The organism is Pseudomonas sp. P7759 (assembly GCF_013386445.1).
Taxonomy (GTDB): domain Bacteria; phylum Pseudomonadota; class Gammaproteobacteria; order Pseudomonadales; family Pseudomonadaceae; genus Aquipseudomonas; species Aquipseudomonas azotoformans_A.
Window position 1 is genome coordinate 370,064 of record NZ_JACART010000007.1, and the last position, 25,319, is coordinate 395,382.

At 61.4% G+C, this 25,319-nt stretch carries 26 protein-coding genes; 14 read left to right on the forward strand and 12 right to left on the reverse strand.

Annotated elements, in window-relative coordinates; all coding sequences use genetic code 11:
• Window positions 1-780: an IclR family transcriptional regulator gene (locus HX823_RS10550; protein WP_038850009.1), complete on the reverse strand. Its 780-nt coding sequence runs from the start codon at window positions 778-780 to the stop codon at window positions 1-3.
• Between the two features lie 120 nt (window positions 781-900).
• On the opposite strand from HX823_RS10550, the gene hmgA reads away from it, so the two are divergent.
• Genes hmgA through HX823_RS10570 form a run of 4 tightly spaced genes read left to right on the forward strand, consistent with a single transcriptional unit; the run spans window position 901 to window position 5,535 of the window.
• Entirely contained in the window at window positions 901-2,184 is a 1,284-nt protein-coding gene (gene hmgA, locus HX823_RS10555; protein WP_038850011.1) for a homogentisate 1,2-dioxygenase, read from the forward strand.
• A gap of 3 nt (window positions 2,185-2,187) precedes the next feature.
• Entirely contained in the window at window positions 2,188-3,474 is a 1,287-nt protein-coding gene (gene fahA, locus HX823_RS10560; protein WP_177074828.1) for a fumarylacetoacetase, read from the forward strand.
• A gap of 12 nt (window positions 3,475-3,486) precedes the next feature.
• Window positions 3,487-4,128, forward strand: coding sequence for a maleylacetoacetate isomerase (maiA, locus tag HX823_RS10565; RefSeq protein WP_177074829.1), 642 nt, complete (start codon window positions 3,487-3,489; stop codon window positions 4,126-4,128).
• Between the two features lie 39 nt (window positions 4,129-4,167).
• Complete coding sequence (locus HX823_RS10570) at window positions 4,168-5,535, forward strand: aromatic acid/H+ symport family MFS transporter (RefSeq protein ID WP_038850014.1); 1,368 nt, start codon at window positions 4,168-4,170, stop codon at window positions 5,533-5,535.
• Here the strand turns inward: HX823_RS10570 and HX823_RS10575 are convergent.
• Window positions 5,532-6,335: a SirB1 family protein gene (locus HX823_RS10575; protein WP_038850016.1), complete on the reverse strand. Its 804-nt coding sequence runs from the start codon at window positions 6,333-6,335 to the stop codon at window positions 5,532-5,534. The genes HX823_RS10570 and HX823_RS10575 overlap by 4 nt on opposite strands.
• A gap of 187 nt (window positions 6,336-6,522) precedes the next feature.
• On the opposite strand from HX823_RS10575, the gene HX823_RS10580 reads away from it, so the two are divergent.
• Window positions 6,523-7,542: a Glu/Leu/Phe/Val dehydrogenase dimerization domain-containing protein gene (locus HX823_RS10580; protein WP_038850018.1), complete on the forward strand. Its 1,020-nt coding sequence runs from the start codon at window positions 6,523-6,525 to the stop codon at window positions 7,540-7,542.
• 8 nt (window positions 7,543-7,550) lie between these two features.
• Here the strand turns inward: HX823_RS10580 and HX823_RS10585 are convergent, their stop codons facing one another.
• Window positions 7,551-8,858 carry an acetamidase/formamidase family protein gene (locus HX823_RS10585; RefSeq protein WP_038850020.1) on the reverse strand — a complete coding sequence of 436 codons (1,308 nt, stop codon included), beginning with the start codon at window positions 8,856-8,858 and terminating at the stop codon, window positions 7,551-7,553.
• A gap of 246 nt (window positions 8,859-9,104) precedes the next feature.
• Here HX823_RS10585 and HX823_RS10590 point away from each other — a divergent pair, with 246 nt between their 5' ends.
• A complete protein-coding gene (locus HX823_RS10590; protein ID WP_038850022.1) occupies window positions 9,105-9,818 on the forward strand; it encodes a dienelactone hydrolase family protein in 714 nt (237 codons plus the stop codon).
• Window positions 9,819-9,907: 89 nt separating this feature from the next.
• On the opposite strand, the gene HX823_RS10595 is transcribed toward HX823_RS10590, so the two are convergent.
• On the reverse strand, window positions 9,908-10,168 hold the full coding sequence (locus HX823_RS10595) for a YebG family protein (protein WP_016978245.1): 261 nt from the start codon (window positions 10,166-10,168) through the stop codon (window positions 9,908-9,910).
• Between the two features lie 274 nt (window positions 10,169-10,442).
• On the opposite strand from HX823_RS10595, the gene HX823_RS10600 reads away from it, so the two are divergent.
• Window positions 10,443-10,931: a phosphate-starvation-inducible protein PsiE gene (locus HX823_RS10600; protein WP_016978246.1), complete on the forward strand. Its 489-nt coding sequence runs from the start codon at window positions 10,443-10,445 to the stop codon at window positions 10,929-10,931.
• On the opposite strand, the gene HX823_RS10605 is transcribed toward HX823_RS10600, so the two are convergent.
• The 3 genes from HX823_RS10605 to HX823_RS10615 all read right to left on the reverse strand — a co-directional run bounded on the left by HX823_RS10605 (window position 10,928) and on the right by HX823_RS10615 (window position 14,184).
• Complete coding sequence (locus tag HX823_RS10605; protein ID WP_016978247.1) at window positions 10,928-11,242, reverse strand: DUF3509 domain-containing protein; 315 nt, start codon at window positions 11,240-11,242, stop codon at window positions 10,928-10,930. The genes HX823_RS10600 and HX823_RS10605 overlap by 4 nt on opposite strands.
• A 218-nt stretch (window positions 11,243-11,460) precedes the next feature.
• Entirely contained in the window at window positions 11,461-12,747 is a 1,287-nt protein-coding gene (locus tag HX823_RS10610; RefSeq protein ID WP_177074830.1) for a serine/threonine transporter, read from the reverse strand.
• A 60-nt stretch (window positions 12,748-12,807) separates the two neighbouring features.
• Complete coding sequence (locus HX823_RS10615; RefSeq protein ID WP_177074831.1) at window positions 12,808-14,184, reverse strand: L-serine ammonia-lyase; 1,377 nt, start codon at window positions 14,182-14,184, stop codon at window positions 12,808-12,810.
• Between the two features lie 137 nt (window positions 14,185-14,321).
• On the opposite strand from HX823_RS10615, the gene HX823_RS10620 reads away from it, so the two are divergent.
• Window positions 14,322-15,269 (forward strand): LysR substrate-binding domain-containing protein, encoded by a 948-nt coding sequence (locus tag HX823_RS10620; protein WP_016978250.1) that lies wholly within the window; start codon window positions 14,322-14,324, stop codon window positions 15,267-15,269.
• A gap of 212 nt (window positions 15,270-15,481) precedes the next feature.
• Window positions 15,482-15,892, forward strand: coding sequence for an HPF/RaiA family ribosome-associated protein (locus HX823_RS10625; RefSeq protein WP_016978251.1), 411 nt, complete (start codon window positions 15,482-15,484; stop codon window positions 15,890-15,892).
• A 64-nt stretch (window positions 15,893-15,956) separates the two neighbouring features.
• On the opposite strand, the gene fecA is transcribed toward HX823_RS10625, so the two are convergent.
• The 3 genes from fecA to HX823_RS10640 form a co-directional block, all read right to left on the reverse strand.
• Window positions 15,957-18,293: a TonB-dependent Fe(3+) dicitrate receptor FecA gene (gene fecA / locus HX823_RS10630; protein ID WP_177074832.1), complete on the reverse strand. Its 2,337-nt coding sequence runs from the start codon at window positions 18,291-18,293 to the stop codon at window positions 15,957-15,959.
• Between the two features lie 91 nt (window positions 18,294-18,384).
• On the reverse strand, window positions 18,385-19,326 hold the full coding sequence (locus tag HX823_RS10635) for a FecR domain-containing protein (protein WP_177074833.1): 942 nt from the start codon (window positions 19,324-19,326) through the stop codon (window positions 18,385-18,387).
• Window positions 19,323-19,811 (reverse strand): sigma-70 family RNA polymerase sigma factor, encoded by a 489-nt coding sequence (locus HX823_RS10640; RefSeq protein WP_038850031.1) that lies wholly within the window; start codon window positions 19,809-19,811, stop codon window positions 19,323-19,325. The genes HX823_RS10635 and HX823_RS10640 overlap by 4 nt, the downstream gene beginning before the upstream one ends.
• A 170-nt stretch (window positions 19,812-19,981) precedes the next feature.
• On the opposite strand from HX823_RS10640, the gene HX823_RS10645 reads away from it, so the two are divergent.
• From HX823_RS10645 to HX823_RS10665, 5 genes are read left to right on the forward strand one after another with little or no spacing between them, the layout of a single operon-like run.
• Window positions 19,982-20,284, forward strand: a complete 303-nt coding sequence (locus tag HX823_RS10645) for a DUF3649 domain-containing protein (RefSeq protein ID WP_177074834.1) — start codon at window positions 19,982-19,984, stop codon at window positions 20,282-20,284.
• On the forward strand, window positions 20,281-21,855 hold the full coding sequence (locus HX823_RS10650; protein WP_177074835.1) for a PepSY domain-containing protein: 1,575 nt from the start codon (window positions 20,281-20,283) through the stop codon (window positions 21,853-21,855). Before HX823_RS10645 ends, HX823_RS10650 begins: the two co-directional genes overlap by 4 nt.
• Window positions 21,856-22,182 carry a DUF3325 domain-containing protein gene (locus HX823_RS10655; protein ID WP_177074836.1) on the forward strand — a complete coding sequence of 109 codons (327 nt, stop codon included), beginning with the start codon at window positions 21,856-21,858 and terminating at the stop codon, window positions 22,180-22,182.
• Window positions 22,183-22,190: 8 nt separating this feature from the next.
• Window positions 22,191-22,757, forward strand: a complete 567-nt coding sequence (locus HX823_RS10660; protein ID WP_177074837.1) for an RNA polymerase sigma factor — start codon at window positions 22,191-22,193, stop codon at window positions 22,755-22,757.
• On the forward strand, window positions 22,754-23,731 hold the full coding sequence (locus tag HX823_RS10665; RefSeq protein WP_038850040.1) for a FecR family protein: 978 nt from the start codon (window positions 22,754-22,756) through the stop codon (window positions 23,729-23,731). Before HX823_RS10660 ends, HX823_RS10665 begins: the two co-directional genes overlap by 4 nt.
• On the opposite strand, the gene HX823_RS10670 is transcribed toward HX823_RS10665, so the two are convergent.
• Both HX823_RS10670 and yejK read right to left on the reverse strand, forming a co-directional pair.
• Window positions 23,732-24,082: a glutaredoxin family protein gene (locus HX823_RS10670; RefSeq protein ID WP_038850043.1), complete on the reverse strand. Its 351-nt coding sequence runs from the start codon at window positions 24,080-24,082 to the stop codon at window positions 23,732-23,734.
• Window positions 24,082-25,086, reverse strand: a complete 1,005-nt coding sequence (gene yejK, locus HX823_RS10675) for a nucleoid-associated protein YejK (RefSeq protein WP_010212893.1) — start codon at window positions 25,084-25,086, stop codon at window positions 24,082-24,084. The genes HX823_RS10670 and yejK overlap by 1 nt, the downstream gene beginning before the upstream one ends.
• Between the last annotated feature and the right edge of the window lie 233 nt (window positions 25,087-25,319).

Genomic DNA, 25,319 nt, shown 5'->3' on the forward strand with positions numbered 1-25,319 from the left:
TCAGGGCTGATAGCCCATGCGCCAACTCACGGCCCGGGTCGCTGCCAGCAAGTGCTGCGCCGCCGGGCCGTCTTCATCGGCATGGAACAACGAGGTGGGGCCGACCACGGTCATCACCGCCGCCACTTGGCCGATGGCGTTGAAGACCGGCGCGGATAACGCATCGACGCCGGGCATCAGCAAACCATGCACAAAATGCAGGCCACGCTGGCGGATCTGTTCGCAGGCGGTAGCGTAGGCCTGGTCGTCTGCCAGGGCATGGGCAGTGCCGGCCTGGATTTCGCGTTCACGCAGTTCCACGGTTTCCCGCGACGGTAGAAAGGCGCTGAACACCAACCCGGTGGACGAACTGAGCAGCGGCAGCACCGAACCCAATTGCGTCACCACGGTGACGGCGCGCACGGCGGGTTCGATCTGCACCACGGTCGCGCCCTGGTTGCCCCATACCGCCAGAAAGCAGGTTTCATTCAACTCATCGCGCAGTTCCGCCAGGGGCATTGCGCCGACCTTCAATACATCCATGCTGCCCAGCGCCGCCAGGCCCACGCGCAAGGCTTCGCGGCCCAAACCGTAGTGGTTGGTGGCGGTGTTCTGTTCGGCGAAACCCGAGGCGATCAGCGCCTGCAGGTAGCGGTGCACCTTGCTTGCCGGCATCTGCACATGTTCGGCCAGGCGCGACAGCGAAGTGGCCGGGGACAACTCGGCCAGGGCCTTGAGGATATCGGTGCCCACTTCGGCCGAGCGGACTTTTTGTTTACCGGTGTCGCGGGGCTTTTCCATGGAGGGGCGAGAATCCGAGAGATGAATGGGCGTCTTTATAGCTTGACGGTCGATAGTGATCAAATTACGTTATGCGTAACTGGATTACGATAAAAACAACTTCCGTACAGAGGACGATCCATGAACCTCGAATACCTGTCGGGCTTCGGCAATGAATTCGCCAGCGAAGCCTTGCCCGGCGCACTGCCGGTCGGCCAGAACTCCCCGCAAAAAGCGCCCTACGGGCTGTACACCGAACTGTTCTCCGGCACCGCGTTCACCATGGTGCGCAGCGAAGCTCGGCGCACCTGGCTGTACCGCATCCAGCCGTCGGCCAATCATCCTGCTTTCATCAAGTTGGAGCGGCAATTGGCCGGTGGGCCGTTGGGGGCGGTGACGCCCAATCGCTTGCGTTGGAACCCGTTGGATTTGCCGAGTGAACCGACGGATTTCATTGATGGGCTGGTAGGCATGGTCGCCAACTCGGCGGCGGAGAAACCCTCTGGCATCAGCGTCTACAACTACCGCGCCAACCGATCCATGGAGCGTGTGTTCTTCAATGCTGATGGCGAGTTGTTGATCGTTCCCGAGCAAGGTCGCTTGCGCATCGCCACCGAGTTGGGTGTGCTGGACGTGGAGCCGCTGGAAATCGTCGTGCTGCCGCGCGGCCTCAAATTCCGCGTCGAGCTGCTGGATGCTCAGGCGCGTGGTTACGTCGCCGAAAACCACGGCGCGCCACTGCGTCTGCCGGACCTGGGCCCTATTGGCAGCAATGGCCTGGCCAATCCGCGCGACTTCCTGACGCCAGTCGCCCACTACGAAGACGTGAAGAAACCGACAACGCTGGTGCAGAAATTCCTCGGCGAACTCTGGGCCTGTGAGTTGGACCATTCACCCCTCAACGTAGTCGCCTGGCACGGCAACAACGTGCCGTACAAATACGACCTGCGCCGCTTCAACACCCTTGGCACCGTGAGCTTCGATCACCCGGACCCGTCGATCTTCACCGTCCTGACCTCGCCCACCAGCACCCACGGCCTGGCCAACCTCGACTTCGTGATCTTCCCACCGCGTTGGATGGTGGCCGAGAACACCTTCCGTCCGCCGTGGTTCCACCGCAACCTGATGAACGAATACATGGGCCTGATCCAGGGCGCCTACGACGCCAAGGCCGAAGGCTTCCTGCCCGGCGGCGCATCGCTGCACAGCTGCATGAGCGCCCATGGCCCGGACGGCGAGACCTGTACCAAGGCCATCAACGTAGAGCTGGCACCGCACAAGATCGACAACACCATGGCCTTCATGTTCGAGACCAGCCAAGTGCTGCGTCCCACCCAGTTCGCCCTGGACTGCCCGCAACTGCAAACCACTTATGACGCGTGCTGGGCCTCGTTGCCCGCCACCTTCAACCCGAACCGGAGATAACCCATGACTCAGTCCACACTTACCCGCAGCTGGGTGGCCTCCGCCAATGGTCACACCGATTTTCCCCTGCAAAACCTGCCGTTGGGCGTGTTCAGCATCAACGGCTCGGCCCCGCGCGCGGGCGTGGCGATTGGCGACTCGATCCTGGATCTGCACGCCGCCATCGATGAATTCGACGGTGAAGCCCGTCGCGCCGTCGAAGCGACCGCCGGTGGCCAATTGAACGCCTTTTTTGAACTGGGCCGCGGCCCGCGCGTGGCCTTGCGCGAGCGCCTGTTGGAACTGCTGGCCGAAGGCAGCAAGCTGCACACCCGCGAAGCGCAGGTGCTGCACCGCGCCGCCGATTGCCAGATGCAGGTACCGGCGCGGATTAATGACTACACCGACTTCTACGTCGGCATCGAGCACGCGCAGAACGTCGGCAAGCTGTTCCGTCCTGATAATCCTCTGCTGCCGAACTACAAGTACGTGCCGATTGGTTACCACGGCCGCGCTTCGACTATTCGCACCTCGGGCACCGACGTGCGCCGCCCCAAAGGCCAGACCCTGCCGGCCGGCCAAACCGAGCCAACCTTCGGCCCGTGTGCGCGCCTGGACTACGAATTGGAGCTGGGCATCTGGATCGGCCAGGGCAACGAGATGGGCGATTCGATTGCCATTGGTGACGCGGCCGATCACATCGCCGGTTTCTGCCTGCTCAATGACTGGTCGGCACGGGATATCCAGGCCTGGGAATACCAGCCGTTGGGGCCGTTCCTGTCGAAAAGCTTCATCACCACCATCTCGCCTTGGGTGGTCACGGCTGAAGCCCTGGAACCGTTCCGCAAAGCGCAATCGGCGCGCCCTGAAGGCGACCCGCAACCGCTGTCGTACCTGCTGGATAAACGTGACCAGGCCGCAGGTGCCCTGGATATCGAGCTGGAAGTGCTGCTCACCACCGCCGCCATGCGCGAGCAGAACCTGCCGGCCCATCGCCTGGCCTTGAGCAACAGCCTGCACATGTACTGGACGGTTGCGCAATTGGTGGCCCACCACAGCGTCAACGGTTGCCAATTGCAGGCGGGTGATCTGTTTGGTTCGGGCACCTTGTCCGGCCCGCAAGCCGGTCAATTCGGCAGCCTGCTGGAAATGACTGAAGGCGGCAAAAAAGCCGTTGAATTGCCGTCCGGCGAAGTGCGCAAGTTTCTTGAAGACGGCGACGAAATCATCCTGCGTGCGCGTTGCAACCGTGAAGGCTTTGCCTCCATCGGTTTCGGCGAATGCCGTGGCACCGTGATCGCGGCGCGCTAGGAGGGCAGGGTAATGGAACTCTACACCTACTACCGTTCCACTTCGTCGTACCGGGTGCGTATTGCCCTGGCGCTCAAGGGCCTGGATTTCACCGCGGTGCCGGTCAACCTGCTTGTGCCGGCGGGCGGCGCCAATCGTCAGCCCGAGTACCTGGCGATCAACCCGCAAGGTCGCGTCCCGGCCTTGCGTACCGAGGAGGGCGAACTGTTGATTCAGTCGCCGGCGATCATCGAATACCTGGAGGAACGTTATCCACAGGCGCCGCTGCTCTCCAAGGACCTGGCGACCCGCGCCCATGAGCGCGCGGTGGCCTCGATCATCGGCTGCGATATCCATCCGCTGCATAACTCCAGCCCCCAGAACCTGCTACGCCAATGGGGGCATGACGAGGCGCAACTGTTGGCGTGGATTGGGCACTGGATCAGCCAGGGATTGGGCGCGGTGGAGCAGTTGATCGGCGACCAAGGGTTTTGCTTCGGCGAGCATCCGGGGTTGGCCGACACCTTCCTGATCCCGCAACTGTATGCGGCCGAGCGTTTCAAGGTGCCGCTGGCGGCGTACCCGCGCATTGGTCGGGTCGCGGCGTTGGCAGCGCAGCATCCGGCCTTTGTGCAGGCTCATCCGGCCAACCAGCCAGATACACCTGCCGCCTGACGCTTGCTGTTCCATAACAATAAAAAACAGGTACTTGCGATGCACAATCAGATTGCCAGCTTTCGCGCTGCACTCGACGCCCGCCCGGTGTCGCGCTATCAGTGGCTGATTCTCCTGTTGCTGGCGCTGCTGCTGGTGACCGACGGCTATGACGCCCAGGTGCTGGGTTACGTGGTGCCGGCGCTGGCTCAGGATTGGGGGCTGGAGAAGGCTGCATTCGGCCCGGTGTTCAGCGCCAACCTGCTGGGGCTGACCTTGGGCTCGTTGCTGGTGACGCCGCTGGCGGATCGGTTCGGCGTGCGTCGCATCCTGCTTGGCTGCGTTCTGATCTACGCCACGCTGACGGTGCTGATGGTCTTTGCCAATTCGCTGAACACGCTGATGGCCGCGCGGTTTATCTGCGGCATCGGCATGGGCGGCGCGATGCCCAGCGCGATGGCGTTGATGTCGGAATATTCGCCGCCGCGCCTGCGTACGTTGATGGTGACCTTGGCGGCGTGTGGCTTTTCGTTCGGCGGCGCAGCGGGCGGGTTCGTGGCGGCGGGGTTTATCGAAGGCTTCGGCTGGCAGGCGGTGTTTCTGGCGGGGGGCGTGACGCCATTGCTGTTGTTCCCGTTTCTGGTGTGGTTGCTGCCGGAGTCCTTGCCGCGTTTGCTGCGTGATGCGCCGCCCTACGCAAGGCTACAGAAAGTGACCTCACGCATGTTGCCGGGCTGGCACCCGCCGCTGGCGACCGAGGCGCAAAACCAGCAGGAACAGGGCAGCAAGCTAACGGTGGTGGAGTTGTTCCGTAATGGCTACGCACGCCCGACGTTGCTGATATGGGCGACTTTCTTCGTCAGTCTGATCCTGCTGTATTTCATGATCAGCTGGTTGCCGTCGCTGCTGCTGGAAAGTGGCTTGGCGTTGAAAGAAGCCAACCTGGTGACCTCGATGTTCCTGTTCGCCGGCACCGTGGGCGCCATTGGTATGGCCTGGTTCGCCGACCGCTTGAAAAGCAAAGTGCGCCTGTTGTCCTGCGTACTGGCCGCGGCTGCGGCGTGCACTCTTCTGCTCGGCCTCAACCATGACAACCCGCGCTATCTGGTGGCCTGTGTATTTGCGGCCGGGTTTTGCATCATCGGTGGTCAACTGACCCTCAATGCCTTCGCCAGTAACTTCTATCCGGCGCACGTGCGCGCCACCGGCACAGGCTGGGCGCTGGGTGTAGGGCGATTTGGCTCAATCCTGGGGCCGCTGTTTGGCAGTCTGTTGCTGGCGATGCATATTCCGGTGCAGCAGATTTTCTTTTTCTGCGCGATACCGGCGGTGATTGCGGCGTTGTTGATCATTCAGGTGCGTTCGCCTGGAATCGAGGTGCCGAAGAGTCCGCTGCCGGGCGATATTCTCAAGACACCGCAGGCTTAATGCACCACTGAATTGGGCGGCAGGTGGCCCAGGCGTTCGGTCAGGCGCAGGCGTTGGATCGGGTCTTCGCTGAGCATCAGCGCGTGTTCCAGGTCGAAGCGCTCGGCGTTGGGGCAGTCCAGGCGCTGATACAGGCTGGCCCGTGCGAGGTAGTCGGCGGCGCTGGCGTTGCCCAGTTCCAGCACGCGTTCGGCGTCGATCAAGGCCTGGAGCGGAACGTCGTTGGAAAGGTGCAGTTGGCGCAGGTTGCGGGACAACCGTTGCAGGATCGAACGCGGGTCGGCGGTGTGCAGGTGATCAGCCTGCAACTTGAGGTTGGGGCCGTATTGGCGCTGCAACAGGTCGCGGCAATCGTTGGGGTACAACCGTCGACCGCCGCAGGGGTCCAGCAGATGATCGGCGCCGGGCACGCGCAACAGGAAATGGCCGGGGAAATTCACGCCAACCATGGGAATCTCCAGGCGCCGCGCCAGCTCAAGGGCAATCAGGCCCATGGCCAGGGGTTGTCCGCGTTTGCGCTGCAAGACTTTGTCCAGCAGGGCGGCGGCGGGGCGCAGGGGCGTGAATTCATCCTGGGCAAACCCCAGGTCATTCAAGCGCCGTAACAGCGGCTGGCCCAGTTCATCCGCCGGCAACAGCGGCATGCCCAGGCTCACCTGTTGTTGCAGCAAGGTCAGTTCCTGCAGGATCTGCGAGGGCTTTACGGCCGGATCGTGCTCGGCAGCAATCCACAACGCCGCTTCAAACAGCGCGGGAGGGGAGCGTTCCAGGCAGGCGAAAAAGGCGTTGCGGGGATTCATTGCATTCTCCGGCAGATGCTCCCGTTTTAGCCTTGCTGGGAATTTTCGTCCAGTGGCTTGGAAAATATCCTGCGTGCTTATGTCGCAAGACCTGCGAAATCGGGCGGCTTATTCCAGCCTGGTCCGGCAGTTTTCTGCCGCAAGCCTATACTTGGCCCACTACCAGAAGTGATTCGGGAGCTTGACGATGTTTGCTCTCATGCACAGCACCCGCCTTGAATCGCTGCACTTGAGCATCGACCCGGCCACTGGGCTGAAGGCGGTCATCGCCATTCATAACAGCCGCCTGGGGCCTGCTCTCGGTGGCTGTCGCTACCTTTCCTACCCCGACGACGAAAGTGCCGTGGCTGATGCCGCGCGCCTGGCCCAAGGCATGAGCTACAAGGCGGCACTGGCCGGTCTGCCGGTGGGCGGTGGCACCGCTGTGATCCTGCGTCCCGGCCACGTGGAAAACCGCGCGGCATTGTTTGAAGCCTTTGGCCGTTGCATCGAACAACTCGACGGGCGCTACATCACCGCCACCGACAGCGGCACTTCGGTGGCCGACATGGATTGCATCGCCCAGCACACCCGTTACGTCACCAGCACCACCGCCGCAGGCGACCCATCGCCCCATGCCGCCATGGGCGTGTTCGCCGGCATTCGCACCACCGCGATGGCGCGCCTGGGCAGCGATAACCTTGAAGGCTTGCGTGTGGCGATCCAAGGCCTGGGCAATGTCGGCTACGCCCTGGCTGAACAACTGCACGCTGCCGGTGCGGAATTGCTGGTCAGCGACATCGACCACGGCAAGGTGCAACTGGCCATGGAACAACTGGGCGCACACCCCATCGCCAACGACGCGTTACTGAGCACGCCATGCGACATCCTGGCGCCCTGCGGTCTCGGCGCTGTGTTCAACCGCCAGAGCGTCGGCCAGTTACGCTGCGCCGCCGTCGCCGGTTCCGCCAGTGCGCAATTGACCAACCTGCAAGTGGCCGATCAACTGGAAGGGCGCGGCATCCTCTACGCGCCCGACTATGTGATCAACTCCGGCGGCCTGATCTACGTCGCGCTCAAGCACAGCGGGGCGGAACTGCCGACCATCACCGCGCACCTGTCCAACATCGGCACGCGCCTCACCGAGATCTTCGCCCACGCCCAGGCGGAAAAACGCTCACCCGCACGGGTGGCGGATGAGCTGGCCGAGCGCTTGCTGTACCGCTGATACACCGATCAGAGTTGATACTTCTCACGCACCAGTGAGCCGACCCCCATGCGATCCAGAATGTGCATCGGGCACAGGAGCGTGACGCGAACGGTTCCCGGCAACCGGCTGATTTCAATCGAACCGTTAAGCGTTGCGCGGTTGCGCACCTCGTCCATCGACAGGCCCGTGACCTCCGCCGCGCGCTCCAGGCCGTTTTCCGTCGCCAGGTTGAGGTCGGCGCCGCTGCCGATAAAGGTAATGGGCCCGTTGTCTTCGATCTCGAACTGCCCCCAGTGCTCGCCCAGTGCCTTGACGTGCAGCCGTTGCTCGGCGGTCATCGGGCGAGCCATGGGCGGCAGGTCATCGAGGTTTTGCAGCAGGATCGGGCCTTTGAGGTTCAACCCCTTGATCACGTGGGCAGTGAGTTCGGTTTCGCCCGACACATCGGTGGCATGCCCGGCAATTTCGCCATTGCCTTGCTGGGCGTGCATATCGCCCATGTACACCCCGGCACCGGGGACTCTCACCGGGCAAATCAGCACGCAACCTTCGCGTACGGAGTTGGTGTCCATATGCCCGTCGGTTTTCGCCGCATGCAGTTGGTCATGGGTCATGCCGTAGCGGTGGGGCGCGCCGACCAGGTACTGGCCGAAGTCGGCACAGTTGTGGGAATCCGGCAGATCCCGTGAAGGCGTGGTGCCGATATTGCCCAGGAAAGGCCGCATGTGCGCGGCAAGGCCGGGGATATCGGCGCGGGCCAGGGACAGAATCGAATGTTGCGCGGACATCTCCGGCAACGCCGCCATATCCGGTGCCTGGCCGGCGAGGCGGTCGGCTACCGCCTGGTTCACGGTCAGGCTCACCTGATGTTCGGCATCGAACACGATGACGTAGCCATGGCTGAAACGAAACGCGCTGACCTCCGCCCCGCAGGCGTTGCAACGAATGGCGTCGGCGCCGATTCCGTCGACATGGCTGGCGGGATGCTCCTGCCCACAGTTGGAGCAGAACTTGGCGACAAAGGGATCGCCGTGATAACGCCCCTCAACAAAGCGCATGACGCCTGACGAAGTGGCCAGCGACGTTACGCGCATGCGTTTGATCTTCAGGGCCACGGCGTCACCGACTTCGGCGCCGGCGATGAATACGGGTTGAGTCACCTCATGGCCGCCCTCAAACGCGGGCGTGATCATCGGGCCCCAACACCCGGGTGGAGTTCCGGTGATGAGGGTGCCGCCATCGGCGAGCGGGCCGAGCATCTTCTGGCTGGGGCCGATGAGGCCATTGGTGTAGGTGTTGACGATCAGGCGATCAACCGGTGTTGAGTCGTGCATTTTTATTCTCCGGGTCCTATGTGATTGAACCTTCGGTCACGGCGTATTGATCAGTGAAGGTTCAGGCAGGCCCAGTAGACCGGTGTTTTGTATCCCGAATATGTCGCGCGGGTGCGCTAATACACAGTGGTACATAACGAGGGGAGAGGAGGGTTTGTCAGCTTGAAAATCCTGATAGGGTTCTGAAGGCGGGCGCTTTTCGGTGCTTGCCCGCCATCGTTTTCCTACTTGCCGCGGAGAGTCTTCATGTCCAATCAAGCAACAGCGCATTCCGTAACGTTCAAGCGCCCAGACGGTGCCGAAGTCAACGGCTACCTGGCCAGCCCGGCTGTGCTGGAAGGGGCGCCGGCCATCGTATTGATTCAAGAGTGGTGGGGGCTTAACGAGCAGATCAAGGGCGTGGCCATCCGCCTGGCCGAATGCGGTTACCGGGTGCTGGTGCCGGACCTTTATCGCGGCGCCTCGACCGTGGAAGAGGAAGAAGCCCATCACCTGATGGACAGCCTGGATTTTGGCGATGCGGTGTCCCAGGACATCACAGGCGCAGTGCGTTACCTGCAGGCCGACTCGAAAAAAGTGGGCGTGACCGGCTACTGCATGGGCGGGGCGTTGACACTGTTGGCGCTCAATGCAATTCCAGAACTGGCCGCGGGTGTGGTCTGGTATGGCTTCCCGCCGCTTGAATACCTGGATGCGGCAAAAATCAAAGCACCGCTGATTGGCCATTGGGGCACGCAGGATGCTTTTTTCAATATCGAAACCGTCGCGGAGCTGGAGTCAACGCTGCACGCGGCCGGCGTGGACGCGACGTTTTATCGCTACCTGGCGCGCCATGCCTTTGCCAACGAAACGGCGATCGGCCATGGCCGTATCCCCGACACGCAATACGACGCCGCATGGTCGCAACTGGCGTGGGACCGCACGTTGACCTTCTTCGGTAAAACCTTGTGGCAGGCGTAAGGCGCGAATAGCCTTTGGTAAAACCATGAATCGCCGGTCTGCCTGAACCCATTGGTTCACCCTGAATCAACGGAGGCGGGCCGGCCTCCTTACTCTGCCTCCGGCTGCCCGATCTCGGCCAGGGCGCTGGCGTTGTTCTTGAATGCTGCTGCAAAGGCGGCGCGGTTCTTGGCCATGAAAATACCGGCGTCTTCTGCCTGCTTTTCAGTCAAGCCTTCCACGTTTTTCAACAGGACATCCATCAGAGACTCTGCCAGTTCAAGCATCTGGTCGTGTGCGTCGGCAAGTTTGCGATCCACGAATGTAGTCTCCAAGTCGCGGGTACTGCGATACAGGGTTTCAACAGCCATTTTTTGGCCTCGTCATCAGGGTGCAGTAGTGAAGGGGAGTAGCCCTTGTGTTCGGGTGTTGCTGGAATGCTGTATTTATATACAGTAAAAAGGTTAAGCCAAACCATCGGATTTGGATAGCAGTTTTTTAATGTAGTCCGTAAATACAGGTTTGGAGTGCCTCATGTCACCCCGCCATCATCTTATACCTGCCCCTGGCCTTTTTTCTGCATGCAGAACAACCGTCACGTCCAACCCGCATTATCCGGTCGAGTCGACCTAAGGAAGCATCATCGTGAAAATCAACTGGGCCGAAAGGCTGCGCCAGCAAGTCCACGGGCTGGCAGAGTCCCTGGGTAACCTGTTCGTCGAGTCGTTCCACTACCTGGCGCTGTTCGCCATTGGTGCGGTGACGGCCTGGGCGGCGGTGATGGAGTTTCTGGGGATGTTGGAGAACGGGCACATCAAGATCGATGACATCTTGCTGCTGTTCATCTACCTGGAATTGGGTGCGATGGTCGGGATTTACTTCAAGACCAACCACATGCCGGTGCGCTTCCTGATCTACGTGGCAATCACCGCGTTGACGCGACTGCTGATCTCCAACGTGTCGCACCACAATCCGCCGGACGTGGGAATCATCTACCTGTGCGGTGGGATTCTGCTGTTGGCGTTCGCGATTCTGGTGGTGCGCTACGCCTCGTCGGCCTTCCCTTCGGTGAAGGTCGAAGGCCCGCGTCGCAAGGGCGAGGCGAGCCTGGAAACCGAGAAGGGCGAGCTTTAAAGCCCGACGCTGAACGGCAGGGCGCGGGTCGGCGGTCGATGAAGGACTTTGTGATCGCCATCCGTCATCACCGCCAGGATCTCCATGGCGCTGTGGCCCTGTTCGATGGCGATACCGAATTGAATGCTTTGCACCAGGCGTTTCAGCCGCTTGGGATCATTGCGCTGTTCGGCGCTGATCATGCGCTTGGCCACCACGCCTTGTTCGTTGGAGAGGGTCAGCATGATGCTGCCGTCCAGGCGTTGGATGCTCAAGTTGACGCGGTATTCAGGGGTGAAGGTGTCGGTGATGATCTGAAAAGGATTGTCCATGGTGCGTACCGCCTGATAAGAACATGCAGTCATTGACGACCGGTGTCGGGATTAGTTCGCGTCTCCTGACCATCGGCCACTCCGTCGCTGAGGTTTTCACAAGGTCCGTTTCCCTCTACAGCTGTACAGCAAAGGCCGTGCCGCATAAGGCGCCGAGCCGTTATTGCGGGACATGAAAAAGGCGAACCGAGGTTCGCCTTTTTGTTGGGTGATCTATTTCAGGGCAGTACCGAGAAAACGATCGCAGACAGCGCAATCAACCCAATCACCACCACAAACACATTCGACACCTGGCCCGAATACTGGCGCAGAGATGGCACGCGACGAATGGCGTACATCGGCATCAGGAACAACAGGCACGCGATGATCGGCCCGCCCATGGTTTCGATCATGCCCAGGATGCTCGGGTTGAAGGTAGCCACGGCCCAGCAGGTCATCACCATGAACAGTGCGGTGCAGCGTTCCAGCCATTTGGCCGACATCGAGCGATTGCGCCCGCGCAGGGATTTGACGATCAGGCCCTGGAAACCTTCGCTGGCGCCGATGTAGTGGCCGAGGAAGGATTTGGTGATAGCTACCAGCGCAATCAACGGCGCGGCGTAGGCGATCACTGGCGTCTGGAAGTGGTTGGCCAGGTAGGACAGGATCGAGATGTTCTGCGCCTTGGCCGCTGCCAGGTCGGCTGGCGACAGTGCAAGTACGCAGCTGAAGCAGAAGAACATCACGGTCAGCACCATCATGCCGTGGGCCGTGGCCAGGATGCCGCTGCTTTTGCGCTCGGCCTGGGCGCCGTACACGCGTTTCTGGTCGACGGCGAAGGCGGAGATGATCGGCGAATGGTTGAAGGAAAACACCATCACCGGAATCGCCAGCCACAGGGTCTTGAAGAACAGCGGCAGGGGCATGCCATCACCCGCGGAGGCAAAGAAGGCGCCGTTCCAGTTGGGGATCAGGCTGAACGCCAGCAACAGCAGGGCGGCGACGAACGGGTACACCAGCACGCTCATGGCCTTGACGATCACGCCCTGGCCGCATCGTACGATAGCCATCAGGCCAAGAATCAGCACCAGCGACAGGATCGCCCGAGGGGGCGGGGCCATGTGCAGTTGGTGTTCCATGAAGCTGCTCAGGGTGTTGGTCAGCGCCACGCTGTACACCAGCAGGATCGGGAAGATGGCAAAGAAATACAGCAGGGTGATCAGCTTGCCCGCGCCGACACCGAAGTGTTCCTCGACCACTTCAGTGATGTCACCAGATTTGCCTGACAGCACAAAGCGCGTCAGCCCACGGTGGGCGAAGAAGGTCATCGGGAAGGCCAGCAGGGCCAGTACGATCAACGGCCAGAAGCCGCCGACGCCGGCATTGATCGGCAGGAACAACGTGCCGGCGCCGATGGCGGTGCCGTAGAGGCCCAGCATCCAGGTGGTGTCGTGTTTGGTCCAGCCGGTGGTCACGGTTGTTTCGGCAGTGGGATTTTCTACGGCAGGTGTACGTACATCGGTCATCGTTATTGCCTCGTTATTATTTTTGCGCGGGCTCACGTTGGGGCGATCAGGGAATGCTCCTCAGCACTCCACCCAGCTCACGGCCAGGCCGCCCCGTGAAGTTTCTTTGTATTTGTCATGCATGTCGGCGCCGGTATCACGCATGGTGCGGATCACCCGGTCGAGGGAAATGAAGTGTTTGCCGTCACCGCGCAGGGCCATTTGCGTGGCGTTGATCGCCTTGACCGCCGCGATGGCATTGCGCTCGATGCACGGCACCTGTACCAGGCCGCCGACCGGGTCGCAGGTAAGGCCGAGGTTGTGTTCCAGGCCGATTTCGGCGGCGTTTTCCAGTTGCTCTGGAGTAGCGCCCAAAATATCGGCAAGCCCTGCTGCAGCCATGGCGCAGGCCGAACCCACCTCACCCTGGCAGCCGACTTCGGCGCCGGAAATCGAGGCGTTTTTCTTGCAGAGGATGCCGACTGCCGCAGCGGCCAGGAAGAAATTGACCACGTCGTCGTCAGACGCGTCGGCGTTGAACTTCATGTAGTAATGCAGCACCGCCGGGATGATCCCGGCCGCGCCATTGGTCGGTGCGGTGACCATGCGCCCACCGGCTGCGTTTTCTTCGTTGACGGCGAGGGCGAACAGGTTGACCCACTCCATGGCCGACAGGGTCGAGGTGATGACATTCGGTTTGCCGATTTCCAGCAGGCTGCGGTGCAATTTCGCCGCGCGGCGCGGTACGTCCAGACCGCCCGGCAAGATGCCTTCATCGCGCAGGCCTTGTTCCACGCATTCACGCATTACCGACCAGATGTGCAACAGGCCACTGCGGATGTCTTCGTCGCTGCGCCAAGCGCGTTCGTTGGCCATCATCAGTTCGGAAACCCGCAGGCCGTGCTTGTTGCACAAGGCCAGCAGTTCCACGGCGCTGGAAAAGTCGTAGGGCAATTCCACATCGCTGGTCGGCGCAATGCCCGAGGCCGCTTCCGCCGCTTCGATGATGAAACCGCCGCCCACCGAGTAGTAGGTCTGCTCGCTCAGCAGGCCGTTTTCGCCGTAGGCGTGCAGGGACATGGCGTTGGGGTGGTAGGGCAGGCTTTCGTCCAGCAGTAGGAGATCGTGCTTCCAGTTGAAGGCAATGTCCTGCTGACCTGCGAGAAGCAGTCGGCCGGATTCGCGCAGTTGCTGGATACGTGCGTTGATCGAGGTGGGGTCGACCCGGTCTGGCCATTCGCCCATCAGGCCCATTACGCAGGCGCGGTCGGTGGCGTGGCCGACGCCGGTGGCGGACAACGAGCCGTACAAGCGCACTTCTACACGGCGGGTGTCGCTCAGCAGTTGTTGATCGATCAGGGCTTGGGAAAAGGTCGCCGCCGCCCGCATTGGGCCGACGGTGTGGGAGCTGGAAGGGCCGATACCCACTTTGAATAGATCGAAAACACTGATAGCCATGCTAAAGCCTTACAAGCAATGGAGTAGAAATCGCTGCCATGTTTTGTAGAGCGAGCGGAATTGGCGCGATACTGAGCCTCTGGCACGGCACTGACCAACGAATTATCCTAAGACACCCTTTAGCAGGACTAAACGCTATGACCCGGCCCCTTCATGGCCAGACGTATGTCTGGCTGCACGTTTTTTCCTGTGCTGCGCGGCATTTGTCGTTCACCCGCTGTGCCGAGGAACTGCACATCACGCCGGGTGCGGTGAGCCAGCAGATCCGCCAGTTGGAGGAGCGATTGGGTTTCCGCTTGTTTCATCGGCGCGCGCGTGGGGTGGAGCTGAGTGCCGAAGGGCAGCGATTGGCGACAACGGTAGGGGAGGCCTACGGCAGCATCGACGCAGAGTTGCAGCGCCTGGACGCGGGGATGATCAGCGGCACTCTGCGCCTGCGCTCGATCCCTTCGTTTCTCGGCAAGTGGCTGACCCCTCGGTTACCGCGCTTGCAGCAGCGCTTTCCGGATATCCAATTGCGCATGGTCGCCGAGGACAGCAGCATCGCCCTGCATGAAGGTGACTTCGACCTGGCCATTGACTTGAACGACGGCAGCTACCCTGGCCTGTTATCCACAGCCCTGCTGGATGAGCAGATTTTCCCGGTCTGTGCCCCGAGCCTTCTGCGCGGCCGGCCACCGCTGCATGGTCCCGCCGACCTGGTGCATTTCCCACTGCTGCATGACATCACCGCCTGGCGTGGGAGTTATGAGTACGCCGAGTGGGAGTTTTATCTGAATGCTATCGGCTATCACCACGCCGACGTGCGCCGTGGCCACACCTTCAACCGCAACCACCTGACCATCGAAGCCGCCATCGCCGGCATGGGCGTGGCCATTGCGCGGCGCACCTTGCTCAACGATGAGTTGGAGCGCGGCACCTTGATCGTGCCCTTCGGCCTGGCCGTGCCTAACCACAAACGTTACGTGTTGCTGTATGCACCAGGCGCACTGAGCCATCCGGGCGTACGCGCGGTGCACGATTGGCTGGTTGAAGAAGCAGGGATTTTCCGTGGATTGCACCCGTTGGGAGAGGGGCAATTGTGAGGTTGGCTGGGCATAAGAAGATGTAACCAACTCCCCACCCTAACAGCGTTTTTGCTCGTAGTCAGACTTAATTTGTAATGTGGGATTTATCTTTGCAAAGGGGTTGAATTGTTCTGCTGACTGCTCAATTGTGTAATCAAGAGGTCATGGTTTCACCGACCCGGTGTTGCAGTTGTGACCTCTCGCGAGCTAGCTGAAATAAGGGAAGAACTATGCAAATCCAAGTCAATAGCGATAACCATATTGAAAGCAGCATCCGACTGGAGGAGTGGGTACGTACTACCATTGAGAGCACGCTCGAACGTTACGAAGAAGACCTGACCCGAGTGGAGGTCTACCTGCGGGATGAGAACGGCGACAAGCCCGGTCCCCACGATTTAAGTTGCCGCCTGGAAGCGCGGCCAAAAGGCCATCAACCGCTGTCCGTGCTGCACAAAGCCGATACCCTGGAACAGGCGATCGACGGTGCGGCGACCAAGCTGGACCATGCGTTGGAACATCTGTTCGGCAAACTGCAAGGCAAGCCACGCGCTGCCGGGAAAAACCAGCCGACCACCAAAGTCAACGAAGATGAGCTTGAGCAGGAGTTTCTGGAAAAAGAACGCGCCGTGTTCAACGGCTGATAGCTTTCTCACGCGCCACTAAAAACGGGCCTGCATTTGCAGGCCCGTTTTCGTTTGAGTGGCGTTAGAACGCAATGGAGGTCTGTACGTAGACCGTGCGTGGTTCGCCCACGTATTTACCCTTGTTGTTATCGTCGAACGAGCGGGTGAAATACTGGGTGTTGAAGATGTTTTTCACACCCACTGCCACATTCAAATCCGACAGTTGCGGGCCGAAGTCATAGGCCGCGCGGCTACTGAACAACATGTAGCCAGGTATGCGTCCGTTGGCGCCGTTGGCGGTTTCCTTCTCGGTGTTGGCGTTGTCGGCGAACTGGCTGCTTTGGTAGCTGCTGTCCAGGTTGAGCTTCCAGCGGCCTTCGGTGTAGCCCACGCCAAGGGTGCCTTTGTGCTTGGACGAGAAGGGCACGCGGTTGCCTTTGTTCGGGCCGTCTTCGCGGATGGTCGCGTCGACGTAGGCGTAAGTGGCGTACACATCAAAGCCGGCCAGCGCCGGGCTCAAACCGTCGAGCGCGTAGTTGACGCTGGTCTCGATACCCTGGTGGCGGGTTTCGCCACGCGCAATCACCGAGTCGTTGGTCTGGTTGCTTTCGTACTGGTTGTCGAAGTTGATCAGGAATGCGCCGATTTCCGCACGCAAGGCGCCGTCGTCGTAGCGGGTACCGAGTTCCCAGGTACGGGCTTTTTCCGGTTTCACTTCGCCGCTGGTCACGCGGTTCGGCATCTGGCTGTACTGCACGCTGCCGAACGAACCTTCGGTGTTGGCGTAGAGGTTCCAGCTGTCGCTGAGGTGGTACAGCACGTTCAGTGCCGGCAGCGCGGTGTTGTAGTCGCCTTTGTATTTTACGTTGGTCAGGTTGTTGGTCTGCTGGGACTCGATCATCTCGTAGCGAACGCCCGGCGTGATGGTCCACTTGCCGATATCGATCCGGTCATCAATGAAGAACGCATTGGCTTCGGTGCCGCCACGGGTGTCGCGGTCGTTGCGGCTGTCGGTGGTGGGGATCTGCTGGTTGGCGGCAATCGGCGTGCGGTAACGCAGTTCGTGGCCGGCCTCGTTGATGTAGCGGTAGCCGACGCCGACTTCGTGGCTGGTCGGGCCCAGGTCAAAGCCTTGGGCGAAGCGGGTCTCGATGCCACGCACCCAGTATTCACGCGGGGACAGCGAAAGGAACGTGCCCTGGTCCAGGTAACCGCTGCGCAAGGTCTTGGTGAAGAAGCTGTTCACGGTGAACTCGCGGCGGTCCTGCTCATAGCGATAGCCGACGTTGAACATCGTACGGCGCCCCCAGAATTTGTCGTAGGGGCGGGTGGACTGGTAGGGATCCGCCTTGTAGTCCGCGACGTTCAAGCCACCCGGCATATCGGCCTGGCCCTCGTAGTACTGCGCCATGGCGTTGAAGCTGTTGGCGTCATCCAGTTGGTATTTGCCCTTGAGGATCAGGTCGTCGATACGCGTATTGCTGTTTTCGCGCCAGTCGCCGCCACGGGTGCCGGAGTACAGAATCGCCCCGCCCAGGCCGTTATCAGCCGTGCCGCCGGCCAGCAGGTTGCCGGTGGTCTTGAAGCCGTCGTGGCTGGAGGAAGGGCTGGTTTCGGTCTGCAAGCCGCCTTTGACCGTCGGTGCATCCGGGATCGCGCGGGTCACGAAGTTGACCACGCCGCCGACGTTCTGCGGGCCGTAGCGCACCGCACCGCCGCCGCGTACTACGTCGACCGCGTCCATGTTGCCCATGCTGATCGGCGCAAAGGAAAGCTGCGGCTGGCCGTAGGGCGCGAACGGCACCGGAATGCCATCCATCAGCACCGTGGAGCGCGACGCCAGGCGTGGGTTGAGGCCACGAATGCCGAAGTTCAGTGCCATGTCGTGGCTGCCGGTGCCGTTGTTGTCCGGGGTGTTGACGCCGGGAATGCGGTTGAGCACGTCCTTGGCCTGGGTGGCGCCCTGGCGTTCGAATTCTTCACGGCGGATCACATCGCGGGCGCCGGGGTGTTCGAACACATTGGTCTGCGCCGCGTCGCCCAGCCAATCACCAACCACGCTGGAGGTGCCCAACTCAATGCTGGCCGGTGCAGTGGCCGGTTGCAGGCTGTAGGCATTGTCGCCTTCGGCACGGGCTTGCAGGCCGGTGCCTTCCAGCAATTTTTGCAGGCCGTCCGCAGCGCCGTAGTTGCCGGACAAACCACGGCTCTGCATACCCGCCGTGACTTCGGAGCCGAAGGAAATCAACACGCCGGCTTCGCGGCCAAACTGGTTCAGTGCTGCTTCCAGCGACGTCGGGGCGATGTGATAGGGCTTGGCGTCGGCCGCCATCACCGGGGGCAGCACAGTCAGACTGAGGCTGGCGCCGAGTAGGAGTTGGCGCACGGTGCGGGCAAGAAGCTTCGGTTGCTGGGGCATGAAGAGCGGTCCTGAGAAGGAAGGATCAAGGTGGCTTTCCTTCTCTGTCACGCGAGGGGTGGAAAACGGCTCACTGTTTTTTGAATTAATTTCAGGCGCGTGCCTGCACGGTCACCCAGTAGCGGGTAAAGCGCCGTACCTTCACCGGTAGGCTCACTTCCAGCAGGTCGAGAATGCGCTCGCTGTCATCCAGCGGGTAGCTGCCGGAGATCAGCAGGTTGGCTACCTGTGGGTCGCAACTGACCTGGCCACGGCGATAACGGCCGAGTTCGCCGAGGAAATCTTCCAGGCGCATGTGGGCAGCAACCAGCATGCCGTCGGCCCAAGCGCCGCTGTTGGCGTCGGTGGGGCGCGGGGTGTCCCAGCCTTTGCGGGTGAAGTTGACCTGGTGCGCGGCCTGGACGCTCAGCGGCAGGCCGGTGTAGGTGCTGGGCATCACGTCGACTTGTCCGTCGAATACCGCCAGTTGGGTGTGATCGTTGAACTGCCGCACATTAAAACGCGCCGCCTGGCTAGTGAGCAGACCCTGGCCGGTCAGCACCTGCAACGGTGTGCTGCCTGTAATACCCGTCAACAGAATCTCGCCTTCCAGCAGGCGGATCAGCCGTTGCTGGCCATCAAAATGCACATCCACTGCGGTGCCGGTGTTGAGCTGCAACTGGCTGCCGTCGGCCAATTGCACCTTGCGTCGCTGGCCGACGGGACTGCGGTAGTCGGCGGTCAGCGGCGGCAAAATATGCTGTTGGCGCAGGCTCCAGGCGGCAGCCGAACCGGCGCCGAGGATCAACAGCAACTTCAACGCCTGGCGACGGCTGGTGGAAGTTGGCGCATTCAACGCCGCATGGGCCAGGGGCGAGGGCATGCCGCGCAGGCGCTGATTGACGCGCTGCATGTGATCCCAGGCACGCTGGTGTTCGCTGTGGGCGTTCAACCACTGTTGCCAGGCGGCTTGCTGGCGCGGGTTGAGCGCGCCTTGCTGCATTTCCATCAGCCAGTGCACGGCTTGTTCGGCGACTTGGGTGGAGAAGTTCATAGGGCGAAGTAGCAGCGCATAGCCGCTTTGCTCAGGTGGCGTTTGACGGTGGCGATGGAAATACCCAGTTCAGTGCCGATTTGTGCGTAGGTCAGGCCATCGAGTTGGGCCAGCAGGAACGCACGCTTGACCTGGACGGGCAGGCCGTCGAGCAGTTGGTCCAACTCCACCAGGGTTTGCAGGATGATGGCGCGTTCTTCTTCCGACGGTGCCACGTGCTCGGGCATCTGCGCCAAGGCGTCGAGGTAGGCGCGCTCCAGGTCCTGGCGGCGGTAGAAGTTGAAGAGCACACGCTTGGCGACCGTGGTGAGGAACGCGCGGGGCTCGACCAGCGTCGGTGTTTCCCGCGCGGTAAGCACACGGATGAAGGTGTCCTGGGCCAGGTCGGCAGCGCTTTCCGGGCAGCCGAGCTTGCGACGCAACCAGCCGGTGAGCCAGTGGTGATGGTCGTTGTACAACACTTCGACGGTATTGGACGGGCTCAACGCGGACACTCCACAAGCATCGCCATGCTTTAGAGAACAAGAATTGTTCGCATTGTAGGGCCCGCGACGGGCTTCGGCAATCCGTCGGGGCAGGTCTTTCATCCGTTCTGTTTTGCTTATGATAATATTTATCATTAATATTGCGGCCTGATGAACCTGGCGCCTCCCGCATGAAAAGCAAAACCTCGCTGCCTGTCTCCTATCGCCTCGCCGTTACCTCGCGCGTGCTGGCTGCCGTGGTGGGCGGCTATCTGATGGCTTCCCTGGCCAGCATCTGCCTGGCGCTGTGGATGCCCACTTCTCGCGCTGACGCCGTGATCACTGGGATGATGAGCTCGTTCGTGTTCTACCTGCTGGCGGTGCTCTGGTGTTTCGCCTGCCGCAGCGCCGCGCGCGCCTGGTTTGGCGTGATGCTGCCGAGCGCGGTATTTACCACCCTGGCGGGTGTGGGCTTCTGGATGGCACGCACATGAAAGAGGGCTTTCGCCAGGCCATGGCCTGGTTGCACACGTGGGCAGGGCTGATCTTTGGCTGGCTGCTGTTTGCGATTTTCCTGACGGGCACCTTGGCGTATTTCAAGGATGAGATCAGCCATTGGATGCAGCCTGAAGTGCAGGCCCGCCCCCTGGACGACGCGCGTAGCCTGACGGTCGCCCAGACCTATCTGCAGCAAGTCGCGCCGACCGCTGCACGCTGGTTTATCACCCTGCCGGACAGCCGCGACCCCGGCCTGTCGGTGATGTGGCAAGACAAGGTCGACCCTGGCAAACGCGGAAACTTCATCCAGAAAACCCTCGACCCCGTCACCGGCCAGGCCGTGCAAGCCCGTGAAAGCATGGGCGGCGATTTCTTTTATCGTTTCCACTTCCAGCTGCAAATGCCCCATCCCTGGGGCCGCTGGCTGTCGACTATCGCCGCGATGGTGATGTTCATCGCCTTGATCACCGGCATCATCACCCACAAGAAAATCTTCAAGGACTTCTTCACCTTCCGCCCCCGCAAGGGCCAGCGCTCCTGGCTTGACGGGCACAACGCGGTCGGCGTGCTGGTGTTGCCCTTCCATCTGATGATCACCTACAGCAGCCTGGTGATCTTTATGAGCATGGTGATGCCGGCGCCGATCCTGGCTTCCTATGGGGGAGACACCCGAGCGTTCTTCAGCGAAGTGTTCCCGAATACCAACAACGCGCCGGCAACGGGTCAGCCAGGCATATTGCTGCCGCTGATGCCGATGTACGAGCAAGCGCGGGCGCAATGGGCCGGTGGTCATGTGGGGCGCGTCGCCGTGAATAACCCCAGCGATGTGAACGCCTCGGTCAATGTGTTCCGCGCGGGTTCCGACAGCGTGGTGCATGATTTTGGCAGCACCGTGTCCTTCAACGGCACGACCGGCGAGCTGGTGCGGGTCAGTGGCGGGCAGTCGTTGCCTTCTGCTATCGGCGGTACTTTCTATGGCCTGCACATGGGCCACTTCGCCGGTCCGGTGTTGCGCTGGTTGTACTTTATCTGCGGCCTGGCGGGCACGGCGATGATTGGCACCGGGCTGGTGATCTGGCTCGGCAAGCGCCAGCTCAAACATGCCAAGGCTGCGGTCATGCCGTTTGAGTTGCGCTTGGTGGAAGTGTTGAACATCGCCAGCATGTCCGGGCTGATGATCGCCATCGCCGCGTTTTTCTGGGCCAACCGTTTGTTGCCGGCAAGCTTTGCCGAGCGTTCCGATTGGGAAGTGCAAACCTTCTTTATTGCCTGGGGGCTGAGCCTGTTGCACGCCATGCTGCGTCGCGGTCGCCAGGGCTGGGTCGAGCAACTGAGCTTCGGCGCGTTGCTGTTTATCGCGATCCCGCTGCTCAATGCATTGACGACTTCGCATCACCTGGGCGTTTCGCTGGCAACCGGCGACTGGGCCATGGCTGGCTTCGACTTGACCTGTCTGGCCAGTGGCGTTTTCCTCGGCTGGGCCGCCTGGAAGATGCAGCGTCGCACCGCGCCTGCGCCTAAAGCAGAGCGCGCACGCCCCCTGACGCTGAAGCAGGAGGCGAACTGAATGCTGCTCGCGCTGCTGATGTGCTACGCCGGGTTCACCGCACTGTGCCTGTCCACGGACCGTCACCACGGCGAGTTGCTGCACAGCAAACCCTCGCCTCGTCGGCGCTTGGGTTTGCGGGTGATCGGTTGGTTGTTGCTGGTGGTGTCGATCTGGCCGGCAGTGGATGTCGCCGGTTGGGGCCGGGGCCTGGTGGAGTGGTGCGCCGTGCTGATGCTCAGCGCGTTGCTGCTGGTGCTGTTGTTGCCGTACCGGCCAAGGCTGGCCTTGATCCTGGCGGGCATTGGTCTGCTCGCCAGTCCTGTTGCAGCCTTCGCCACTCTCTGAGCCCGCCCATGATGATCAGCACGCCACCCGAATCCCAGGACAGCCCGCACGCTGACGCGGCGGGTGGGCGTGCGCATTTCCTGCAGGTGTTTTTGTCCCAGCGTTCGCAGATGGAAGCCTTGGTGAGTCGCCGCGTGGGCTGCCGCGCCACGGCGGCCGACCTGGTGCAGGACCTGTTCCTGCGTTTCTGGCGACGGCCGTTGGTGCAGGTCGAAGAACTCAGCACCTACCTGCTGCGCTGCGCCGGCAATATCGCCATCGACCACCTGCGCAGCGAAGGCGCACGGGTGCGTAGCAGTGAAGGCTGGCTGCCTGAGCAGCAAGACAACCAAGGCTCTGAACCCCAGGCGGCACTGGAAGCCGGCAATGACCTGCGCCACGTCGAAGCCGCCTTGCGCGGCCTTCCCGAACGCACGCGGCAGATTTTCCTGCTCAACCGCATCCACGGCCGCAAGTACGCAGAAATCGCCAAGGCCATGGGCCTGTCCCAAAGTGCCGTGGAAAAACATATGATGCGTGCCCTCGAAGCCTGCAAAGCCAGCCTTCGCGAACCATCGCCAGGGAAAGCACCGTGAACGTCACTCCTACGCCCGCCCAGGAACAAGCCGCACTGGCCTGGTTGAGCCTGCTGCATGACCAGCCCAGCAGTGGCGACCAGGCCACTTTCAGCCAGTGGTTGCGGGCAGATCCGGCGCACGTCGAGGCCTATTCCCAGGCCCAGGTGTTGTGGGAGTTGAGCGAAGTGCCAGCGCGCAAGCTGGCGGACGAAGATTCGTTGGTGTTGCAGGGCTACCTCAATGCCATGAACGCCCCGAAACGCTCGCGGGTGGTGCGTTGGTCCGGCGCCTTGGCGATGGCCGCGTGCCTGCTGTTGATGGTGTCCATGGGCGCCGGCTGGCAGCCGTCACGCTGGGTCGATGATTTCGGTGCCGACTACGTGACTGCGCCCGGTGAAGTCAAAACCGTCACGCTGGCGGATAATTCCCAAGTCACCCTTGATGCCGACAGTGCGATTGCCGTGGATTTCAACCATGGCGAACGGCATATCCAGCTGCGTCGCGGTGCCGGATTTTTTAGCGTGACCCACACCGGGCAATCCTTTGTGGTGGAGGCGGGCAGTGGTGAAGCGCGGGTGCTGGGGACGCAATTCGAAGTGCGCCTGCAACCGGCAGGCGCTCAGGTAACGGTGTTGTCCGGGCGGGTTGGCGTGACGCCGTCCAAGCAAGGTGCGCAGCAAATTCTTACGGCGGGACAGCAAGTGGCCTACGTAGACGGCGTTGCTGACCCTCTGCACGCGGTGGACAGCGAATCACGCCTGGCCTGGCGCGACGGCTGGCTCAATTACTACAAGGCGCCGTTGGCGGACGTGGTCAAGGACCTGGAGCGTTACTACCCAGGCCGCATTCTGTTGCTCAACGAAGAGATGGGCGCCAAGCGCGTCAGCGGCAGTTTCCCGAGCAAGGACCCGCAGGCGGTGTTGAATGCCTTGCAGGCCGTGCTTGGCTTTGAGCTGCATACAGTATTGGGACGGATGATCGTGGTGCGCTGATTATTTCAGCGCCGCCATGATCTTTTCGGGGTCGTAATCGCGAATCAGCGTGCCGTTCACGTCCACGAACGGAATTCCGCCGCCGCCCAACGCTTCATACGCCTTGCGCGCCTGGGCATCCTTCTCGATATCGACCGCCTGGTAGGGAATGCCTTTCTGGTCCAGAAAGCGGCGGATCTGCTTGCAGTAACCGCACCACTCGGTGGAATAAAGCACCACCCGCGCTGAAGCGCGGGTTTGTTCCGATACCACTTGGGACGGGTTGAACACCCGCTCGATCTTGCCCCAGTTCTGGATCACCACCACGACCAGCAACACCAGCAGGACTTTCTTGAAAACCCCGCCGAGCATCAGTTACGGCGCTTGAGCTGATCAGTCAGTTGAGTCGGCAGACCCTTGATGATCAAGGTGCCGGCAGCTTCGTCGTACTCGATCTTGTCGCCCAGCAGGTGCGCTTCGAAGCTGATGGACAAGCCTTCGGCGCGGCCGGTGAAGCGGCGGAACTGGTTGAGGGTGCGCTTGTCCGCCGGGATTTCCGGCGACAGGCCGTAGTCTTTGTTGCGGATGTGGTCGTAGAACGCCTTAGGCCGATCTTCATCGATCAACCCCGAGAGTTCTTCCAGCCCCATCGGTTCACCGAGCTTGGCCTGGCTGCTGGCGTAATCCACCAAAGTCTTGGTTTTCTCGCGGGCGGATTCGTCCGGGAGGTCTTCGCTTTCGACAAAGTCGCTGAACGCCTTGAGCAGGGTACGGGTCTCGCCCGGGCCGTCGACGCCTTCCTGGCAGCCGATGAAGTCGCGGAAGTATTCCGAAACCTTCTTGCCGTTCTTGCCCTTGATAAAGGAAATGTACTGCTTGGACTGCTTGTTGTTCTGCCACTCGGACACGTTGATGCGTGCCGCCAAGTGCAATTGGCCGAGGTCCAGGTGGCGCGAGGGGGTCACGTCCAGCTCGTCGGTCACCGCCACGCCTTCGCTGTGGTGCAGCAGGGCGATGGCCAGGTAATCGGTCATGCCTTGCTGGTAGTGGGCGAACAGCACATGGCCGCCGGTGGAGAGGTTGGACTCCTCCATCAGCTTCTGCAGATGCTCGACCGCCGTACGGCTGAACGTGGTGAAATCCTGGCCACCGTCGAAATACTCCTTCAACCAGCCGCTGAACGGGTGCGCGCCGGACTCGGCATGGAAGAAACCCCAGGCCTTGCCTTGTTTGGCGTTATAGCTCTCGTTGAGGTCGGCAAGCATGTTCTCGATGGCGGCCGACTCGGCAAGCTCGGAGTCGCGGGCGTGGAGAACTGCAGGTGTGCCGTCGGGTTTTTTGTCGATCAGGTGGACGATGCAATGACGGATCGGCATAGGCTTCTCGGCTGGTTGAGCGGGGAGCGGTGGGCCTCCCCGAAAAGTCGCCAAGTGTACCGCACCATTGGCCGAGACGGGCTTCGAAGGGTGTTTTGGTCGCCGTCCGACGGGCCATATGCCTTTTTTTCACGGTTTAGAGCGATAAAGCTGACCAAATGGGTAGGTAGAAGCGGATATTTCCCCGTCTCTGTGCTAGTTTTGCCCCGTCTTACGCCAAGTCTCGGCGATAA

Excerpts from the sequence above, each read along its gene's own strand:
- HX823_RS10550 (WP_038850009.1), bottom strand. The coding sequence starts at position 780 with ATGGAAAAGCCCCGCGACACCGGTAAACAAAAAGTCCGCTCGGCCGAA.
- hmgA (WP_038850011.1), top strand. The coding sequence starts at position 901 with ATGAACCTCGAATACCTGTCGGGCTTCGGCAATGAATTCGCCAGCGAA.
- fahA (WP_177074828.1), top strand. The coding sequence starts at position 2,188 with ATGACTCAGTCCACACTTACCCGCAGCTGGGTGGCCTCCGCCAATGGT.
- maiA (WP_177074829.1), top strand. The coding sequence starts at position 3,487 with ATGGAACTCTACACCTACTACCGTTCCACTTCGTCGTACCGGGTGCGT.
- HX823_RS10570 (WP_038850014.1), top strand. The coding sequence starts at position 4,168 with ATGCACAATCAGATTGCCAGCTTTCGCGCTGCACTCGACGCCCGCCCG.
- HX823_RS10575 (WP_038850016.1), bottom strand. The coding sequence starts at position 6,335 with ATGAATCCCCGCAACGCCTTTTTCGCCTGCCTGGAACGCTCCCCTCCC.
- HX823_RS10580 (WP_038850018.1), top strand. The coding sequence starts at position 6,523 with ATGTTTGCTCTCATGCACAGCACCCGCCTTGAATCGCTGCACTTGAGC.
- HX823_RS10585 (WP_038850020.1), bottom strand. The coding sequence starts at position 8,858 with ATGCACGACTCAACACCGGTTGATCGCCTGATCGTCAACACCTACACC.
- HX823_RS10590 (WP_038850022.1), top strand. The coding sequence starts at position 9,105 with ATGTCCAATCAAGCAACAGCGCATTCCGTAACGTTCAAGCGCCCAGAC.
- HX823_RS10595 (WP_016978245.1), bottom strand. The coding sequence starts at position 10,168 with ATGGCTGTTGAAACCCTGTATCGCAGTACCCGCGACTTGGAGACTACA.
- HX823_RS10605 (WP_016978247.1), bottom strand. The coding sequence starts at position 11,242 with ATGGACAATCCTTTTCAGATCATCACCGACACCTTCACCCCTGAATAC.
- HX823_RS10610 (WP_177074830.1), bottom strand. The coding sequence starts at position 12,747 with ATGACCGATGTACGTACACCTGCCGTAGAAAATCCCACTGCCGAAACA.
- HX823_RS10615 (WP_177074831.1), bottom strand. The coding sequence starts at position 14,184 with ATGGCTATCAGTGTTTTCGATCTATTCAAAGTGGGTATCGGCCCTTCC.
- HX823_RS10620 (WP_016978250.1), top strand. The coding sequence starts at position 14,322 with ATGACCCGGCCCCTTCATGGCCAGACGTATGTCTGGCTGCACGTTTTT.
- HX823_RS10625 (WP_016978251.1), top strand. The coding sequence starts at position 15,482 with ATGCAAATCCAAGTCAATAGCGATAACCATATTGAAAGCAGCATCCGA.
- fecA (WP_177074832.1), bottom strand. The coding sequence starts at position 18,293 with ATGCCCCAGCAACCGAAGCTTCTTGCCCGCACCGTGCGCCAACTCCTA.
- HX823_RS10635 (WP_177074833.1), bottom strand. The coding sequence starts at position 19,326 with ATGAACTTCTCCACCCAAGTCGCCGAACAAGCCGTGCACTGGCTGATG.
- HX823_RS10645 (WP_177074834.1), top strand. The coding sequence starts at position 19,982 with ATGAAAAGCAAAACCTCGCTGCCTGTCTCCTATCGCCTCGCCGTTACC.
- HX823_RS10650 (WP_177074835.1), top strand. The coding sequence starts at position 20,281 with ATGAAAGAGGGCTTTCGCCAGGCCATGGCCTGGTTGCACACGTGGGCA.
- HX823_RS10655 (WP_177074836.1), top strand. The coding sequence starts at position 21,856 with ATGCTGCTCGCGCTGCTGATGTGCTACGCCGGGTTCACCGCACTGTGC.
- HX823_RS10660 (WP_177074837.1), top strand. The coding sequence starts at position 22,191 with ATGATGATCAGCACGCCACCCGAATCCCAGGACAGCCCGCACGCTGAC.
- HX823_RS10670 (WP_038850043.1), bottom strand. The coding sequence starts at position 24,082 with ATGCTCGGCGGGGTTTTCAAGAAAGTCCTGCTGGTGTTGCTGGTCGTG.
- yejK (WP_010212893.1), bottom strand. The coding sequence starts at position 25,086 with ATGCCGATCCGTCATTGCATCGTCCACCTGATCGACAAAAAACCCGAC.